Source organism: Limobrevibacterium gyesilva (assembly GCF_025989185.1).
Lineage (GTDB): Bacteria > Pseudomonadota > Alphaproteobacteria > Acetobacterales > Acetobacteraceae > Limobrevibacterium > Limobrevibacterium gyesilva.
The window spans coordinates 290,219-305,915 of record NZ_JAPDNT010000003.1; the positions used below are offsets into that span (position 1 = coordinate 290,219).

Annotated in this window: 15 protein-coding genes; 4 read left to right on the forward strand and 11 right to left on the reverse strand. The window is 69.7% G+C overall.

Features of this window, described 5'->3' with window-relative positions; genetic code table 11:
- Nucleotides 1–10: 10 nt before the first annotated feature.
- Together OL599_RS07330 and OL599_RS07335 are read left to right on the forward strand one after the other, a co-directional pair.
- Nucleotides 11–973, forward strand: coding sequence for a 2-hydroxyacid dehydrogenase (locus tag OL599_RS07330; RefSeq protein WP_264713019.1), 963 nt, complete (start codon nucleotides 11–13; stop codon nucleotides 971–973).
- Between the two features lie 38 nt (nucleotides 974–1,011).
- Nucleotides 1,012–2,427, forward strand: coding sequence for a phospholipase D-like domain-containing protein (locus tag OL599_RS07335; RefSeq protein ID WP_264713020.1), 1,416 nt, complete (start codon nucleotides 1,012–1,014; stop codon nucleotides 2,425–2,427).
- 23 nt (nucleotides 2,428–2,450) lie between these two features.
- On the opposite strand, the gene OL599_RS07340 is transcribed toward OL599_RS07335, so the two are convergent.
- The gene (locus tag OL599_RS07340) at nucleotides 2,451–4,769 is read right to left on the reverse strand and encodes a methyl-accepting chemotaxis protein (RefSeq protein ID WP_264713021.1); all 2,319 of its coding nucleotides are present in this window, start codon (nucleotides 4,767–4,769) and stop codon (nucleotides 2,451–2,453) included.
- 158 nt (nucleotides 4,770–4,927) lie between these two features.
- Here OL599_RS07340 and OL599_RS07345 point away from each other — a divergent pair, with 158 nt between their 5' ends.
- On the forward strand, nucleotides 4,928–5,560 hold the full coding sequence (locus tag OL599_RS07345) for a flavin reductase family protein (protein WP_264713022.1): 633 nt from the start codon (nucleotides 4,928–4,930) through the stop codon (nucleotides 5,558–5,560).
- Nucleotides 5,561–5,616: 56 nt separating this feature from the next.
- Nucleotides 5,617–6,807 (forward strand): MFS transporter, encoded by a 1,191-nt coding sequence (locus OL599_RS07350; protein WP_264713122.1) that lies wholly within the window; start codon nucleotides 5,617–5,619, stop codon nucleotides 6,805–6,807.
- Nucleotides 6,808–6,811: 4 nt separating this feature from the next.
- Here the strand turns inward: OL599_RS07350 and OL599_RS07355 are convergent, their stop codons facing one another.
- The 10 genes from OL599_RS07355 to OL599_RS07400 all read right to left on the reverse strand — a co-directional run bounded on the left by OL599_RS07355 (nucleotide 6,812) and on the right by OL599_RS07400 (nucleotide 15,662).
- Nucleotides 6,812–7,594: an HpcH/HpaI aldolase family protein gene (locus OL599_RS07355; RefSeq protein ID WP_264713023.1), complete on the reverse strand. Its 783-nt coding sequence runs from the start codon at nucleotides 7,592–7,594 to the stop codon at nucleotides 6,812–6,814.
- 91 nt (nucleotides 7,595–7,685) lie between these two features.
- Entirely contained in the window at nucleotides 7,686–8,768 is a 1,083-nt protein-coding gene (locus OL599_RS07360; RefSeq protein WP_264713024.1) for a calcium:proton antiporter, read from the reverse strand.
- Nucleotides 8,769–8,940: 172 nt separating this feature from the next.
- Nucleotides 8,941–10,509, reverse strand: coding sequence for a GMC family oxidoreductase (locus OL599_RS07365; protein WP_264713025.1), 1,569 nt, complete (start codon nucleotides 10,507–10,509; stop codon nucleotides 8,941–8,943).
- A 51-nt stretch (nucleotides 10,510–10,560) separates the two neighbouring features.
- On the reverse strand, nucleotides 10,561–11,103 hold the full coding sequence (locus tag OL599_RS07370) for a gluconate 2-dehydrogenase subunit 3 family protein (RefSeq protein ID WP_264713026.1): 543 nt from the start codon (nucleotides 11,101–11,103) through the stop codon (nucleotides 10,561–10,563).
- Nucleotides 11,104–11,130: 27 nt separating this feature from the next.
- Nucleotides 11,131–11,526 (reverse strand): VOC family protein, encoded by a 396-nt coding sequence (locus OL599_RS07375; RefSeq protein ID WP_264713027.1) that lies wholly within the window; start codon nucleotides 11,524–11,526, stop codon nucleotides 11,131–11,133.
- The gene (locus tag OL599_RS07380; RefSeq protein ID WP_264713028.1) at nucleotides 11,527–11,922 is read right to left on the reverse strand and encodes a c-type cytochrome; all 396 of its coding nucleotides are present in this window, start codon (nucleotides 11,920–11,922) and stop codon (nucleotides 11,527–11,529) included.
- Nucleotides 11,923–11,988: 66 nt separating this feature from the next.
- Nucleotides 11,989–12,342, reverse strand: coding sequence for a ribbon-helix-helix domain-containing protein (locus OL599_RS07385; protein ID WP_264713029.1), 354 nt, complete (start codon nucleotides 12,340–12,342; stop codon nucleotides 11,989–11,991).
- An 88-nt stretch (nucleotides 12,343–12,430) separates the two neighbouring features.
- On the reverse strand, nucleotides 12,431–14,017 hold the full coding sequence (locus tag OL599_RS07390) for a cisplatin damage response ATP-dependent DNA ligase (protein ID WP_264713030.1): 1,587 nt from the start codon (nucleotides 14,015–14,017) through the stop codon (nucleotides 12,431–12,433).
- On the reverse strand, nucleotides 14,014–15,036 hold the full coding sequence (locus tag OL599_RS07395) for a ligase-associated DNA damage response exonuclease (protein ID WP_264713031.1): 1,023 nt from the start codon (nucleotides 15,034–15,036) through the stop codon (nucleotides 14,014–14,016). Before OL599_RS07395 ends, OL599_RS07390 begins: the two co-directional genes overlap by 4 nt.
- A complete protein-coding gene (locus OL599_RS07400; RefSeq protein ID WP_264713032.1) occupies nucleotides 15,033–15,662 on the reverse strand; it encodes a glutathione S-transferase family protein in 630 nt (209 codons plus the stop codon). The genes OL599_RS07395 and OL599_RS07400 overlap by 4 nt, the downstream gene beginning before the upstream one ends.
- Between the last annotated feature and the right edge of the window lie 35 nt (nucleotides 15,663–15,697).

The following is a 15,697-nucleotide window of genomic DNA, read 5'->3' on the forward strand; positions in this document are numbered from 1 at the left end:
AGGAACACCGATGCCCAAGCCAGTCCTGTTCGTGACCCGCAAGCTGCCCGCGCCCGTCGAGGCGCGCGCCGCCCGGGACTACGATGCGCGCCTCAACGCCGACGACACGCCCCGCAGCCCCGCCGACATCCTGCGGCTGAGCGCAGGCGCGGACGCCATCCTGTGCTGCCCCGCCGAGCGGCTGGACGCCGACACCATCCGCGCCTTGCCCGCCAGCGTGAAGGTGATTGCCACCTTCAGCGTCGGCTACGACCACGTCGACATCGGCGCCGCCCGCGCGCGCGGCATCGTCGTGTGCAACACGCCGGACGTGCTCAGCGTCGCCACCGCCGAGCTGGCCATGCTGCTGATCCTGACCGCGGCCCGCCGCGCCGGCGAGGGCGAGCGCATGGTGCGCGCCGGCAACTGGCAGGGCTGGGCCCCGACGCAGCTGATGGGCACGCAGGTCTCCGGCCGGCGGCTGGGCATCTTCGGGATGGGCCGCATCGGCCGCGAGGTCGCACGGATCGCGCGGGCGTTCCAGATGGAGGTTCACTACCACGACATCGCCCGCCTGCCGCCCGAACTGGAGCAGGGGGCGACCTTCCACCCCAACGACGAGACCTTCCTTGCGGTCTGCGAGGTCCTGTCCCTGAACGCCCCGGGTGGCGATGCCACGCGCAAATGGCTCAACGCCGGGCGCATCGCGAGGCTGCCGAAGGGTGCTGTGATCGCCAACGCCGCCCGCGGCACACTGGTGGACGACGCGGCGCTGATCGCGGCGCTGAAGTCGGGCCAGGTCGCCTATGCCGGGCTCGATGTCTACGACGGCGAGCCAAACGTGAACCCGGGCTATCGGGCCCTCGAGAACGTGGTGCTGCTGCCGCATCTGGGCAGCGCCACCGTCGAGACGCGCGCGGCCATGGGCCATCTGGCGCTGGACGGCATCGACGCCGTGCTCGCCGGGCGAACGCCGTCCAATCTGGTCAAATAGGCCCCGGCGCTGCGGGCGACAGGCGAGCTTGACCGGACGTGTCGATCACCGAACACCTCTCCCTGATCGCCGCCGCCACGGTTCAGCTAGTCTTCGCCGCCGGCGTCACCATCCACGTGCTGCTGACCAAGCGGAACGTCGCCTCCTCCACCACCTGGATCGGGCTCGCCTGGTTGTCGCCGCTGGCCGGCGCGCTGCTCTATCTGCTGTTCGGCATCAATCGCGTCAGCCGCCGCGCCCGCCGGCTGCGCCGCCGCCCGCTCGGCGTTCCGGCCGCCGGCGGCGCCCGCGCTGCGGTGCCGGGCGCGCCCAACCTCGCCGCCCTCGATATCGCCGCCGGCCGCATCACCGGCCGGCCGGCGCTGGCCGGCAACGCCATCGCCGCCTTGTCGCAAGGCGACGAAGCCTACCCCGCGATGCTGCAAGCGATCGGCGCCGCCCAGGCCAGTGTCGCGCTGTCCAGCTATATCTTCCGCGACGACACGACCGGCGGCCACTTCATCGCGGCACTGACGGACGCCGCGCGGCGCGGCGTGCAGGTTCGTGTGCTGATCGACGGCATCGGCGGCGGCTATATCCGCTCAGGCGCCTATCGCCGGTTGCGCGCGGACGGCGTGCCCGCCGCCCGCTTCCTGCATTCGCTGCTGCCGTGGCGCATGCCGTTCCTGAACCTGCGCACGCACAAGAAGCTGCTGATCGTCGACGGGCGCCGCGCCTTCACCGGCGGGCTGAACATCGGCGACGAGAACGTGATGGCGACACAACCGCCCCACCCCGTGCGCGACACCCATTTCTCCGTCACGGGCCCGGTGGTGGCCGACCTCATGACGGCCTTCAGCGAGGACTGGCAGTTCACCACCGGCGAGCGGCTGACGGGGACGGCCTGGTTCCCGCCGATCGATCATTCCGGCGACAGTATTGCCCGGGCCATCACCTCCGGGCCGGACCACGACCTCGAGAAGATCAAGGGCGTGATGCTGGCGGCGATCGCCTCTGCACGCCATTCGGTGCGGATCGCGACGCCGTATTTCCTGCCGGACGCCCCGCTGACCAGCGCACTCGCGCTGGCGGCGCTGCGCGACGTCGCGGTGGATATCGTCATCCCCGCCCGCAGCGACCACCGCATCATGGACTGGAGCGCGCGGCCGGGATTGCGGCCTTTGCTGGAAGCGGGCTGCCGGATCTGGCACGGCGCGGCGCCGTTCGACCACTCCAAGCTGATGACCGTGGACGGGGCCTGGAGTCTGGTGGGCAGCGCCAACTGGGACATGCGCAGCCTGCGCCTGAACTTCGAGATCGCGGTCGAGACCTATGACCCGGCGCTGGCCGTCCGGCTCGACCAGCGGATCGCCAGCCGGCATGGCCGCCGCCTCAGCCTGGGCGACATCGACGCGCGACCGCTTCCCGCCGCCCTGCGCGACGCCGCATTCCGGTTGCTGCTGCCCTATCTCTGACCGGCGTCCATGGCGCGGCGCGCTCAGGCGGCCTGCATCGCGCGCAGGAACTCCGCGACCTCCTGTGAGAGCCTGCCGGATTGCTCGCTCAGGCGCTCGGCCGCGCCGACCACCTCGTTCGCCTGCGTGCCGGTCAGCTGCACGGCATCGGTCACCTCGCTGATGTTGCCGTCCACCTCCGCCGTGCCGGCCGCCGCCTGCTGCACGGCACGGGCAATCTCCTGGGTCGCCGCCCCCTGCTCTTCCACCGCACCGGCAATGGCCGTGGCGATTTCGTTCATGCGCTGGATCGTGGCCGCGATCGAGCGCAGCGCCGTGACCGCCTGGCCGGTGGCTCCCTGCATGGCCGTGATCTGGGCGGCGATCTCGCCGGTTGCCTTGGCGGTCTGCGTCGCCAGCGTCTTGACCTCGTTGGCGACCACGGCGAAGCCGCGTCCCGCCTCGCCGGCGCGCGCCGCCTCGATCGTCGCGTTCAGCGCCAGCAGATTGGTGCGCCCGGCGATGTCGCCGATCAGCTTCACCACGTCGCCGATCCGCGCCGCCGCTTCCGACAAGCCGGTGACGCAACGATCGGTCGCCTCGGCCTCGCTCACGGCCTGGCCGGCGATCACGGCGCTTTCGGCCACCTGGCGGGCGATCTCCTCCACCGAATGCGCCAGCTCCTCGGCGCTCGCCGCCACCGCCTGCACATTGCCGGTGGCGTCGCGCGAGGCACTGGCCACCACGCCCAGCCGCCGCCCGCTGGCCTCGGCCGCGCCGGTCATCTCCGTTGCGGTCTGGCGCATGTCCTCGGCCGACCGGCCGACGACGTCGACCACCCCGGCCACCGACTGCTCGAACCGCTCGGACAGGCGGGCCTGCGCGGTCGTGACGTGCCATGCCAGCATCGGCCCGGCATAGCTGCCGTCGGCCGCCCGCAAGGCGGACACATTGACCTCCAGCGTCTCCGCCCCCAACCGGATGCGGGCACGGTGCGGCAGCCGGTCCGGGTCGGACAGCAGGCCCCGGATGTGGGCGGGGTCGCGGTGGAACATGTCGACGCTGCTGCCGACGACCTGATCGACCGGCACCGGCAGCCGATCCTGCACCAGCCCCAGCACGCGGCGCGTCTCCGCATTCATGTAGGTGATGGGGAACGCGCCCTCGGGATCGACGGTCATGACGCCCACCGGGATCTGCTCGATCATCTGGCTCTGCAGGAAGGCGCGCCGGACGGCCTGGCGCAGCACCTCCAATGCCGCGGCCATGCGCCCCACCTCGTCGCGCCGCCCGGCATAGCCGATTGCGAGGTCCGTCTCGCCTTCGGCCATGCGCTGCACCGAATGCGTCATCGCCGCGATCGGGCGGCCCACCGCGTGCGCGGTCACGTAGCCCGACAGCACCAGCATCACGACGATGCCGCCGATGAGCAGCAGCAGGTCGCGCCGCGCCTTCATCTGGCCCGCCGTCGCCTCCTCCATCGCGGCACCTGCCCGGTCGCCGAACTGCGCGACGGCGGCGCCCAGATGGGCCTCCACCGCGGCGCTGGCCGGATCGGCCTGGTTGGCGATGAACTCGACGAGTGCCGCGGCGTTGTCGAACAGCCGCCGGGCGGACTGGCGCATGTTCTTGCCGGCGCTGGCCATGTCGTTCACGGTTTCACGGAAGTCGTCGGAGATCCGCGCCTGCAGCAACCCCGGCAGGTTTGCTTCCGCCGACGCGTCGGCGGCGGCGACTTTCTCCAGCAAGCCGTTGTCGCCGGTCGCGAGGAACCGGTTGGTGGCATCGCGCATGGTCAGGATCGCCGACTGGTAGAGTCGCAGATGTTCCTGCATCTCCTCGACTTCCGAGGGCATCAGATCCTCAAGCGGCAGGCCGCGCCGCACCGCCTGTACCGCCGAGTCGAAACGGGCCTGCAAGGTCATGAAGCTGGTGTCGCGCTCGGTCAGCACCTCGGTCCGCAGCTCGGCCGTGCGCCGGATCATGGAGCGGTAGGCATCGAGGCTGGCCAGCGCGCGCCGCAGCGCCTGCTGCGCGTCGCCGTCGGCCGCAGCAGCCAGCTCATCCAGCAGGTCGCGCGCCCGGCGGGCATCGCCGTCGGCCGCCGTGGCAGAGTCGGAGACGGTTTCCGGCGTCTGGCGGAATTGCGACTCGAGGCTGGCCAGGCGCATCCCGCGCACGAACACCAGCGCCTTCTGGACGCTGCGCTCGGCGGCGTAGGCATCGGACATGCGGTCGTCCAGCGCCCGCTGCGCCGCCATCGCCGACAGCACCGACCACGCCAGCACGCCCACCAGCAACAGCGTCGCCAACGACGCGAGGCCCAGTTTCCCGGCGATCGAAAGATTCCGCAGCAGACGCATGCTCACCACCCCGAATGGCCCAGGCCATGATTCATCGACAGAGGGGGGATTCATGCGGCACACGGCTTAACGAGCGGTGAAACCGGCCCGCCGGCTCTGGACAGACGGCCGGGCGCAAGCGAGTCTGCGCGCCGCACGCATCATTCCGAGGCCCCGCCATGCTGTTCGATTTCGATGCCCTGACCGCGCAGGAGCGCTACAAGCTGCTGGTCGCCACGGTCGCGCCGCGGCCGATCGCCTGGGTGGTCACGCAGGACGCGAACGGCGTGCTGAACGCGGCCCCCTATTCGTTCTTCAACGCCTTCGCCAACGACCCCGCGGTGCTGGTCATCGGCATCGGCGGCCGCAAACCGGGCGACGCCAAGGACACCGGCGCCAATATCCGCGAGACCGGCCAGTTCGTGGTGAACCTGGTCAGCGAAGACAACGCCCAGCAGATGAACATCACGTCCATCGATTTCCCGCCCGATGTGGACGAACTGGCCGAGGCCGGGCTGACCACCCTGCCCAGCACCAAGGTGAAGCCGCCGCGCATCGCCGAAAGCCCGGTCGCCTATGAGTGCGAGCGGCTGGTGAACCTCGACATCAACAACGACCGCACCCTGGTGCTCGGCCGGGTGGTGGCCATGCATGTCCGCGACGACTGCGTGATGAACGCCGAACGTTGCTATATCGATACCCCGAAGCTGGGCCTGATCGGGCGCATGCACGGCGCCGGCTGGTACACCCGCACCACCGACCGTTTCGAGATGCCGCGCATCAGCGTCGCCGACTGGAAACGCCGCACCTGACGCCGCGGATCCTGCGGCCGCTCGGCGACCCGGCCACCGCCCTGCTCTGGGGCGGGCTGGCCGCCTCGGCGGTCGGCGACCAGCTGTTCACGGTGGTGCTGAGCTGGGTCGCGGTCGGCCTGCTCGGCACGGCGGCCGGCTATCTCAGTGCCCTGCAGGCGGCGGCGACCCTGGCAACGGCGCTGCTGGCCGGACACTGGGCGGACCGGATCGAGCACCGGCGCCTGATGGTCGCGGCCGACCTGGTGCGCGCCGCCGCGCTGCTTGGCCTGGTGGCGACATGGATGGCGCGCGGCGACCCGACGGTAGCGAGCCTGATCGGCTGCGTGCTGGTGCTGGCGGCCGGGCAGGCGCTGTTCCGCCCGGCGCTGCAGGCCATACTGCCCGCGCTGGTCGCCGACACCGCCCTGCTGCCGGCCACCAATGCGCTGCTGGACACCACCGAGCGCATCGCCCGGCTGCTCGGGCCCGGCCTTGTCGGGGTGGCCAGCGCCGTGCTGCCGCTGGTGCATTTCGTGACGCTGGACGCGGCGACCTTCGTCGTCTCCGCGGCCGCGGTGCTGGCCATCCTGCGGCTGCGGCCGGCCGCAACCGCGCCGGTGCATCGCGCCAGCATGCTGACCGGCGTGCTGCACGGCTTCACCGCCGTGCGCCGCCATCCCCTGCTCGGGTTCATGCTGGGCGTTACCTGCGTGATCAACGGCGCCTGGTATGCCGCGTTCTTCCTGGGCCTGCCGCTGATGATCGAGCAGGCCGGCGTCACCGGCCCCGGCGGCGCCGGCCTTGCCGCCTACGGGCTGGTGATCTCCGGCTACGGCTCCACCAACCTGCTGGCGACCCTGGTCGTGGGCAGCCGCGGCATCGCCCGCCGGCCGGCGTGGATGATCTTCGGCGGCAACCTGTTCCTGGGCACCGGGATCGTGGCGCTGGGCCTGTCGGGCCTGCTGCTGCCGGCCGCCTGGATGCTGCCCTGCTTCATCGCCTCGGCCGCCCTGGGCGCGATCGGCGGCCCCATGCACGACGTCACCATGGCCACCCTGCGCCAGACCGTGCTGGCCCGCGCCGACATGGCCGCCGCCGTGCGCGCCTTCATGGTGATGAACCAGGTCGGAACGCTGGTGGCGTTGCTGGCGGCCCCGGTGGTGTTCGATGCCACCGGCGTGCCGCAGGCGGTGATGCTGTGCGGGGCCGCCATTCTGTGCGTGTCCGCGGCGGGGTTCCTCCGCCACGGCCACGCGGTGGACTGAGCGATCAGGCCAGCCCGGCCAGGAACTGCGCCCGCGCGGTGGCGGCGGAGAGGATGAACATCTGGTCCGACCCGCCCAGCACGAAGCGCGTGCCCATGGCGATGTAGAACTTCGCCCAGGTGTCGTCGTAGATCCCGCCCAGCCCGGCGAACTTGCCGTGCTTGTTGCAGGCGTCGACGACGCTGCGATACGCCGCCTGCACGCGCTCATGCCCCGCCTGGCCGGAAATGCCCATGTCCGCGGTCAGGTCGGAGGTGCCGATCAGCAGCACGTCGATGCCCGGCGTGGCGGCGATGGCATCGGCGTTCGCCACCGCCTCGGCCGTCTCGATCATGGCGACGACCATGACCTCGTTGTTGATCTCCTCCTGCGCCTCCGCCGCACCCGGCGGCGCGAAGCCATAGACGGCGATGCCGCCGCCCCAGCTGCGATGGCCGCGCGGGGGAAAGCGCAGCGCCTCGGCCACGCGCTTGGCCTGGGCCGGCGTGTCCACATGCGGCACCACGATGCCCAGCGCGCCGTTGTCCAGGGCGCGCGTGGCCTCGTCCAGCGCATCGGTGCACACGCGCACGATCGGCGTCACCCCGGTGGGCAGGGCGGCGATGCACAGCTGGGTTGCTTCGTTCACCGAGAAGGCGCCGTGCTCCATGTCGATGAACAGCCAGTCATAGCCGGCGGCCTTGGCCATCAGCGGGGTCGCGACGGTGCGCAGCTGGCCGGCGCCGAAGCCGATCGAAAGCTTGCCCGCGCGCAGGCGCCGCAGCGACGTGTTCTGGATGATGGCCATCGGATCGTTTCCCCCCAACAAGAAAAAGGCCCGCCAGGGTGAACCCTGGCAGGCCGCTCGCCAATAGGCGAAATCGAACGAGGGAGCGCCGCTAGGGAACGACGGTGACGAACAGGTAGACGAAGAAGGTGACGAGGTGCACCGCACCTTGCAGCACCGTGGTCCTGCCGGTGCCCAGGGAGAGTGAGGCCACGAGCAGCGACAGGCTGAGCAGCACCGCCCCTTTGAGATCGAGGCCGAGAATCAGCGTCCAGCCTGTGATGAGCGAAACTGCGGCGACAGCCGGGATGGTCAGGCCGATCGAGGCCATCGCCGAACCGAGGGCGAGGTTGAGGCTGGTTTGCAGCCGGTCGACGCGCGCGGCCTTCAGGGCGGCGAGGCTTTCGGGCAGCAGCACGATGGCGGCGATGATGACCCCAACGACGGCCTTTGGCGCCTCGATGCTGTCCACCGCCGCCTCGATTACGGGGCCCATCGCCTTGGCAAGCAGTATCACCGCGCCGAGGCAAAGGATGAGCAGAGCGGCGGCACGGACGGCGACGCGGGTCGTGGGCGGGGCTGCGTGCTCATCCGCGGCGTAGGAGGCGCCGCCGAGGGTCAGGAAATAGTCGCGGTGATGCACCGTTTGCACCAGCACGAAGACGCCATAAAGCACGAGCGAGACGACCGCGACGAAGGCAAGCTGGCTGGCCGAATAGCTGGGGCCGGACGCGGTGGCGGTGGTGTTGGGCAGGATCAGGGTGATGACCGAAATCGCCGCAAGAGCCGCCAATGTGGCGTTGACGCCGTACAGGCCGAAATGCTGCTCGCCATGGCGCGATGAGCCTAGCAGCAGACAGACTCCCACCATGCCGTTCAGGATAATCATGATCGAGGCGAACACCGTGTCGCGCGCAAGGGCCGCCGTGGCCTCGCCACCACTGAGCATCAGCGAGACGATGAGCGCCACCTCGATCACGGTCACGGCCAGGGCCAGCAGCAGCGTGCCGAATGGCTCGCCCACGCGAAGGGCCACGACCTCGGCGTGATGGACGGCGGCGAGCACGCAGGCGACCAGGACCGCGCCCTGTGCCACGACCAGCAGCGGGTGGTGGACGGTCATGGAGGCGGCCAGCAGCGCCCAGCCGGTGAGTGGGACAATCCAGGTCGAAGGCGGGGTGCGGGCATGGGACATGGCCGGGCCTTCCATGTGCTGAACGCAGGCGTGACGGAAAGGGATCTGGATCGCAGGTGCAATATCCCGCGCGGGGGCTGGTGCCCGTTGCACGCAAAGGCGTCATCCGGGTTCAGGCGATGGCGAGGATGCAAGGAGCATCCTCGCCGGCGCGCGGCGTCTCAGCAGACCATCAGATCTCGCCGCGGCTCATCATTCCCGTCATCGCGTCGGCCTGGCGGATCGCCAGCGCCACGATGGTCAGCGTCGGGTTGCACGCCGCCCCGGTGGTGAACTGGCTGCCGTCGGAGACGAACAGGTTCTTGATGTCGTGCGTCTGGCCGAACTTGTTCACCACGCCGTCCTTGGCGTTCGCGCTCATCCGGTTGGTGCCCATGTTGTGCGTGCTGGGATAGGGCGTGGTCGGGAACGTGCGCACTGCCCCCACCGCCTCGTAGATGGCCGCACCCTGGCGATAGGCATGATCACGCATCCTGGTGTCGTTGGCGTGGTCGTCGAAATGCACGCTGGCCACGGGAATGCCGTTCTTGTCCTTCGCCTTCGCGTCGAGCGTGACCCGATTGGTCGCCTGCGGCATGTCCTCGCCGACGATCCACATCCCGGCCATGTTGGAATAGTCGTCCAGCGCGCTGGTGAAGCCGCGGCCCCAGGCGCCGGGATCGAGGAACGCCGCCATGAACGGCAGGCCGATCGACAGCGTCTCCAGCTCGTAGCCGCCGACGAAGCCGCGCTTCGTGTCCAGCCGCGATTCGTCGCGCACGATGCCGGCCATGGTGGTGCCGCGATACATGTGCACCGGCTTGTCGAACACCGCGTAGACGCTGCCGGTGGTGTGGCGCATGTAGTTGCGGCCCACCTGGCCGGAGCTGTTGGCCAGGCCGTTCGGGAACATCGGCGAGGCGGAGTTCAGCAGCAGGCGCGGGCTTTCGATCGAGTTGCCGGCCACGGCCACCGCACGCGCCTTCTGGCGCTGGGTGGCACCCGAGGCATCGACATACAGAACGCCGGTGACCTTGCCGCGCGCGTCATGCTCGATCTTGATCGCCATCGCGTTGGGCCGCACTTCCAGGTTCCCGGTGGCCTCGCCTTTCGGAATCTCCGCGTACAGCGTGGACCATTTCGCGCCCGACTTGCAGCCCTGGAAGCAGAAGCCGATCTGCTGGCAACTGCCGCGCTGGTCGCGCGGCTGGCTGTTGATGGCCATGTTGCCGGTGTGGACCTCCTTGTAGCCGAGCTTCCTGGCGCCCGCGGCCAGCACCTTGAAATTGTTGTTGCCGGGCAGGCGCGGAATGCCGTTGGTGCCGGTTACCCCCAGCTTGTCCTCGGCCTTGGCGTACCACGGCTCCATTTCCTGCAACGTGACCGGCCAGTCCAGCAGGTTGGCGCCTTGCACCGCGCCATAGGTGCTGCGCGCCTTGAACTCGTGGTCCTGGAAGCGCAGCGACGCGCCGGCCCAATGGATCGAGGAACCGCCCACCGCCTTCACGATCCAGGCCGGCAGGTTCGGGAAATCACGCGCAACCCGCCACTTGCCCGACGTGGTGCGCATGTCCTTCCAGGCGAGCTGGGCGAAGCTCGCCCATTCGTCGTTGATGAAATCCGGGATCTCATAGCGTCCGCCGGCCTCCAGGATCACCACCTTCACGCCCTTCTGGGCCAGCTCGTTACCGAGCGTGCCGCCGCCGGCGCCGGAGCCGACGATGCAGACGACGCTGTCGTCGTTCAGATCGAATTGTGCCATGACCGTGCTTCCCTCACAGCAAACCTCTTCGGGTTTGCGCGCATGCTGAATTCAGACTTCCGGCAGCCAGTCGAGGTCGTTGAAGCCGCGGTTGATGTACCCGCCCTTGTCGGCCGAGGCGCCCTCGTAGCCGAACTTCACCCAGACCGGCTTCTGGTTGTACAACGTCACCACCAGGTCGCCGCGCAGCTTCTTGAAGAACGGGCTGCCTTCCACCGCGCGCAGCACGCTCACGCGGTCGGTCTCGGACAGCACGTCCAGATAGGGCGTGCCGAAGCGCTTCTTCGCCTCCGCGTCCAGCATCGCGACACCGCTTTCCATCAGCGCGCGCAGCGTCGGATCGGCGCTGTCGTACACAGCCACCGCGGTGATGTAGTAGCTGTCGGCCAGACGGTCGTGCGGATAGGTATCGCGCGCCGCCTTCACCAGCGTCGCCATCGTCTGCGGCTTCAGGTTCTTCGCCGCCTGCGCCCATGCGGACTCGGCGGTGACGGTCATCCCCGCCGCTGCGGCGGCGGCCGCGGGCACAGCGGTGGCGCTGCCGCGCAGGAAGATCCGGCGGCTGACCCGCGTGCGCCTATCGACGTCTCTCATGTCTCTCTCCCGTTTGTTCAAGTTTCTTCAGCGATAGCGCCCGTGCTTCTGCAGCACCTCGATCCGGTAGCCGTCGGGATCGGTGACAAAGAAGAACCGCGCCATCAGCGCGCCCTCCCGCTGGAACTCCTTCACCGGGTTGGGATCGAGTTTCTCGCGCGTGAAGCGCGCGTGCTCGGCGTCCAGGTCGTCCACGACGAAAGCGATGTGGCCATAACCGTCGCCGAGCGCATAGGCATCCCGCCGGTCGTGGTTGATCGTCAGTTCAAGCTCGAAATCATCCTCCGGCCCGCGCAGATAGACCAGCGTGAAGCCCTCGAACGGATACCGGTCCGCGACCTGCAGGCCGAAGGCGCGGCGATAGAAATCCACCGAGCGCGCCTCGTCGATCACGCGGATCATGGAGTGGATCGGCTTGGCCATTCAATGCTGCTCCCTGAGCCATGCGATGATGGTGTTACGGGTCTCGGGATTGGCCTGGCGATAGGCCATGACGCCGCCCTTGATCACCGCTTGCGGATTGGTGAGGTAGGCATCGAGATGCGGCTCGTCCCAGACGAAGCCCGCCTGCGCGAAGCCCGGCGAATACCTGAACCCCGGAAAGCTGCCGGCCTTGCGCCCGAACACGCCGAACAGGTTCGGGCCCTGGCGCGGCATGTCGCCCGGCTTCACCGAATGGCAGGTGCCGCACTGGTTCGTGAACAGCGTTGCCGGATCAGGCTGCGTGGCCTGCATCGGCACGGTGAACTGGGCTCGCACATTCGTGAGCGGCGCCGCGGCGATGGCGCCGGCGATCAGCAATGGCGCGATCCGCCCCATGCCTTTCCTCCCCGAAGTCGTCCTTCTACGGGAAGCCTACGGGCCGCGCTGCAACATTCGGTAGTATCAGGCTACGACAGCGTCACTTTCCTGCGGCACCTTGCTGCAGCGCGGCATTCCGCCGGCAGCAAGCTTCTCCGCGAGCTGGCGGGCGTGCAGATCCTGGTTGCGCAGGTAATGCAGGCAGGTCACGCGCAGGAACGAGGCGAAATTCGTCATCTCGCCGCGCGTCGCCAGGATCTCGTCATGCAGCACGGCAACGAAGCGGGCCACCGACATGCCCTCCTTCGCCGCGATCTCCTCGAGAATGTCCCAGAACGCCGCTTCGAGACGGATCGACGTGGCATGGCCGTGCAGCCGCATCGGCCGCGTCTCGGCCTCATAGGTGGCAGGGTTCTGGGAGATGAACAGATTGCACATGGCCGTTTCCCGAAGCCTTCCGATCACGCGTGGTCACGGGTGATCACGAGCATGTGGTTTCTCCGCGTCGGATGCAAACCCGCACGCCTCACGATTGCGCGTTCTCCACCAGCCGCATCAGCGTCTCCAGCCGGTCGGCCTCGGCGGCGGGCTTGTCGGTGCGGATGCGGGCGATGCGGGGAAAGCGCAGCGCCACGCCGGATTTGTGGCGCGACGACAACTGCGCCGCGTCGAACGCCACTTCCAGCACCAGGCCGCGTTCCACCTCGCGCACCGGGCCGAAACGCTGGGTGGTGTGGTTGCGGATCCAGCGGTCGAGGAAAGCCAGCTCCTCGTCGGTGAAGCCGAAATACGCCTTGCCCACCGGCACCAGCTCGCCGTCGGCGCGCCACAGGCCGAAGGTGTAGTCGGAATAATAGCTGCTGCGCTTGCCGTGGCCGCGCTGGGCATACATCAGCACGGCGTCGATGGTCAGCGGGTCGCGCTTCCACTTCCACCACAACCCTTTCGGCCGTCCCGGCACATACGGGGCGTCGGCGCGCTTGAGCATCAGCCCCTCGATCGCCACCGCCCGCGCGCCGTCGCGCAGCGCCGCCAGCTCGGCGATGGAGCCGAACCGGATCAGTTCCGAAAGATCCAGCCGCGCGGGGGCCATGCGGCCGTGCCATGCCTCCAGCCGCGCCCGCCGCGCGTCGAATGCGAGCGGCCGGATGTCGTCCGCGCCCTCGAACAGCATGTCGTACAGCCGCACGCCGACTGGATAGTCCTTCATCATCTTCGCCGTCACCGCCTTGCGGTTCAGCCGCTGCTGCAGATCGGCGAACGGCGCCACCTGGCCGTCGCGCACCACCAGCAGCTCGCCGTCGAGCACGGCGTGGAACTCCATGGCGGCGAGGATCTCCGGGAACGCGTCGGAGATGTCCTCGGCCCCGCGCGAATACAGCCGCCGTCCGCCGGCGCTGGCGACAAGCTGCACGCGGATGCCGTCCCATTTCCACTCCGCCCGCAGCAGCGCGGGATCGAGGCCGGCGATGTCCCCCGCGTCCAGCGGATGCGCCAGCATCGGCGGGCGGAACACCGGGGCGTCGGCCGGATCGGGGCGCGGAGCCTGGCCCTCGATCCAGGCGAACAGCGCGCTATAGGGCGGCGCCAGCCCGTGCCACACCTCCTCGATATCGTCCGGCGCGATGCGGCCGCCGGACATGTCCGCCAGCGCGATCTTGGCCAGCCGGGCGGAGGCGCCGACCCGCAGCCCGCCGGTGATCAGCTTCAGCAGCGCCAGCCGCACCGACGGATCGCAGGCATCGAGCCATCCGGCCACGATCGCCGGCAACGCGGCCTTCGGCGCCCGGTCCAGCGTGCCCACCACCTCCGACAGGCGTGGCGGCGCGGCGTTGGTCGCCCTGGAGGGCCACATCAGTGCCACCGTCTCGGCGAGGTCGCCCACGTAGTCATACGACCACGCGAACAGCTCGGGGTCCGTGCGATCCGCCGCCAGCTGGCGGATCAGCCCGGCCTTGGCGGTGGCGAAGGACAGCTCACCAGTGACCGCCGCCAGCCCCAGGCCGCGATCCGGGTCCGGCTGGGTGGCGAAATACCGGCGCAGCAGGGCGATCTTGGCGTTGCGGCCCGGGGTGAATACCAGGCGTTCCAGCAGGTCGGCGAAGGCGATCATTCCTCGCTGCCCTCGTCGCTGTAGCCGACCAGCCGCAGCGCGCGGCCGCGGATGCCGCGCTGGCCGGCGGCATGGATCAGCGCCTCCTCGCGCCCATGCGTCACCCACACCTCCGGCGCGCCGACCTCGTCCAGCGTGGCGTTCAGCTCATCCCAGTCGGCGTGGTCGCTGATCACCAGCGGCAGTTCCACCCCGCCCTGCTTGGCGCGCTGGCGCACCCGCATCCAGCCGGAGGCCATGCACACCACCGGCTCGGCCAGCCGCCGCGCCCAGCGGTCGGCGACGGCGCTGGGCGGGGCCAGCACGATCTGGCCGACCAGCCGGCCCTTCGCCGCCACCGTGGCCGGCAGCAGCTCGCCCAGCGCCACGCCCTGCTCCTCGTAGACCCGGCACATGGCCGCCAGCGCTCCGTGCAGCCAGATCGGCGCGTCCCAGCCAGCCTGGCGCAGCAGCGCGATCAGCCGCTGGCACTTGCCCAGCGAATAGCAGCCGACGACATGCGTCCGCTCCGGGAACAGCGCCACGCTGGCCAGCAGGCGACGGATCTCGGCATCCGCCGGCGGATGGCGGAACACCGGCAGGGCGAAGGTCGCCTCGGTCACGAACACGTCGCAGGCGATGGGCTCGAAGCCGGCGCAAGTGGGGTCGGGCGCGCGCTTGTAGTCGCCGCTGACCACGGCACGGCTGCCGCGCCACTCCATCGCCACCTGCGCGCTGCCCAGCACGTGGCCGGCCGGCTGCAGCCACAGATCGACGTCGTTGATGCGGATGCGCTCGCCCCAGGCCAGCGCCTGCCGCACCGCGCCGGCGCCGTCTTCGCCCAGGCGGGCCTGCATCAGCGCCAGGGTCGGCGCGGTGGCGAGCACGGCGCGATGGCCGGGGCGGGCGTGGTCGGAATGGGCATGCGTGATCACCGCCCGGTCCACGGCACGGACCGGGTCGATGTAGAAGCCGCCGGGCTCGCAATACAGCCCCTGCGGCAGCACCTTCAGCCAGGTTTCGGGATGCGGCGCGGTCATTCCGGCGGGTAGTTGCGCCGCCACACCTCGGCCAGCGGCGGCAGCGCATCCACGCCTTCGGCGATCGCGTGCAGCCGCGGGCAGGCGCCGGCGAACCAGGGCCGCTTGGGCCGCCACTGCGTCATCGCCGCGATGAAGATGTCGATGGCCGAGAACCGGGCGCCCAGGAACCAGGGCTGTCCGGCCGCGCCGTCCATCTGCGCCCACAGACGCTGCGCATAGGTATCCACATTGACGCGGAATGCCTTCTGCGCGTCCACGCCGGGCACGAAGCGTTCGGGCAGGTCGGCATAGGTGAAGGTCGGGTAGATATTGGCCACCATGAACACCAGCCAGCGCAGGAACTCCGGCCGCTCGGGCGCGCGCGCTTCTGGCACCAGATCGTGACGCCCGGTGACGTCGGCAAGGTACAGCGTAATCGCGGCGCTCTCCGTCATCACCCGCCCGTCCGGCAGCACCAGCGTCGGGATCTGCGCCAGCGGGTTCACCGTCGCCAGCCGCTGCCGCGCCTCCTCCGAGGTGAACAGGTCGCCGAGATCCTCGACCTCGAACGGCAGCCCGTACCAGGCAAGCTGCGCCTCGGCCAGCACCGAGCCCCAGCCCGGACGTGCGAACAGCTTGTACATCGTCACCCCCCTGTTTGCCCGAAGCATAACCGGAC

Excerpts from the sequence above, each read along its gene's own strand:
- OL599_RS07330 (WP_264713019.1), top strand. The coding sequence starts at position 11 with ATGCCCAAGCCAGTCCTGTTCGTGACCCGCAAGCTGCCCGCGCCCGTC.
- OL599_RS07340 (WP_264713021.1), bottom strand. The coding sequence starts at position 4,769 with ATGCGTCTGCTGCGGAATCTTTCGATCGCCGGGAAACTGGGCCTCGCG.
- OL599_RS07345 (WP_264713022.1), top strand. The coding sequence starts at position 4,928 with ATGCTGTTCGATTTCGATGCCCTGACCGCGCAGGAGCGCTACAAGCTG.
- OL599_RS07355 (WP_264713023.1), bottom strand. The coding sequence starts at position 7,594 with ATGGCCATCATCCAGAACACGTCGCTGCGGCGCCTGCGCGCGGGCAAG.
- OL599_RS07360 (WP_264713024.1), bottom strand. The coding sequence starts at position 8,768 with ATGTCCCATGCCCGCACCCCGCCTTCGACCTGGATTGTCCCACTCACC.
- OL599_RS07365 (WP_264713025.1), bottom strand. The coding sequence starts at position 10,509 with ATGGCACAATTCGATCTGAACGACGACAGCGTCGTCTGCATCGTCGGC.
- OL599_RS07370 (WP_264713026.1), bottom strand. The coding sequence starts at position 11,103 with ATGAGAGACGTCGATAGGCGCACGCGGGTCAGCCGCCGGATCTTCCTG.
- OL599_RS07375 (WP_264713027.1), bottom strand. The coding sequence starts at position 11,526 with ATGGCCAAGCCGATCCACTCCATGATCCGCGTGATCGACGAGGCGCGC.
- OL599_RS07380 (WP_264713028.1), bottom strand. The coding sequence starts at position 11,922 with ATGGGGCGGATCGCGCCATTGCTGATCGCCGGCGCCATCGCCGCGGCG.
- OL599_RS07385 (WP_264713029.1), bottom strand. The coding sequence starts at position 12,342 with ATGTGCAATCTGTTCATCTCCCAGAACCCTGCCACCTATGAGGCCGAG.
- OL599_RS07390 (WP_264713030.1), bottom strand. The coding sequence starts at position 14,017 with ATGATCGCCTTCGCCGACCTGCTGGAACGCCTGGTATTCACCCCGGGC.
- OL599_RS07395 (WP_264713031.1), bottom strand. The coding sequence starts at position 15,036 with ATGACCGCGCCGCATCCCGAAACCTGGCTGAAGGTGCTGCCGCAGGGG.
- OL599_RS07400 (WP_264713032.1), bottom strand. The coding sequence starts at position 15,662 with ATGTACAAGCTGTTCGCACGTCCGGGCTGGGGCTCGGTGCTGGCCGAG.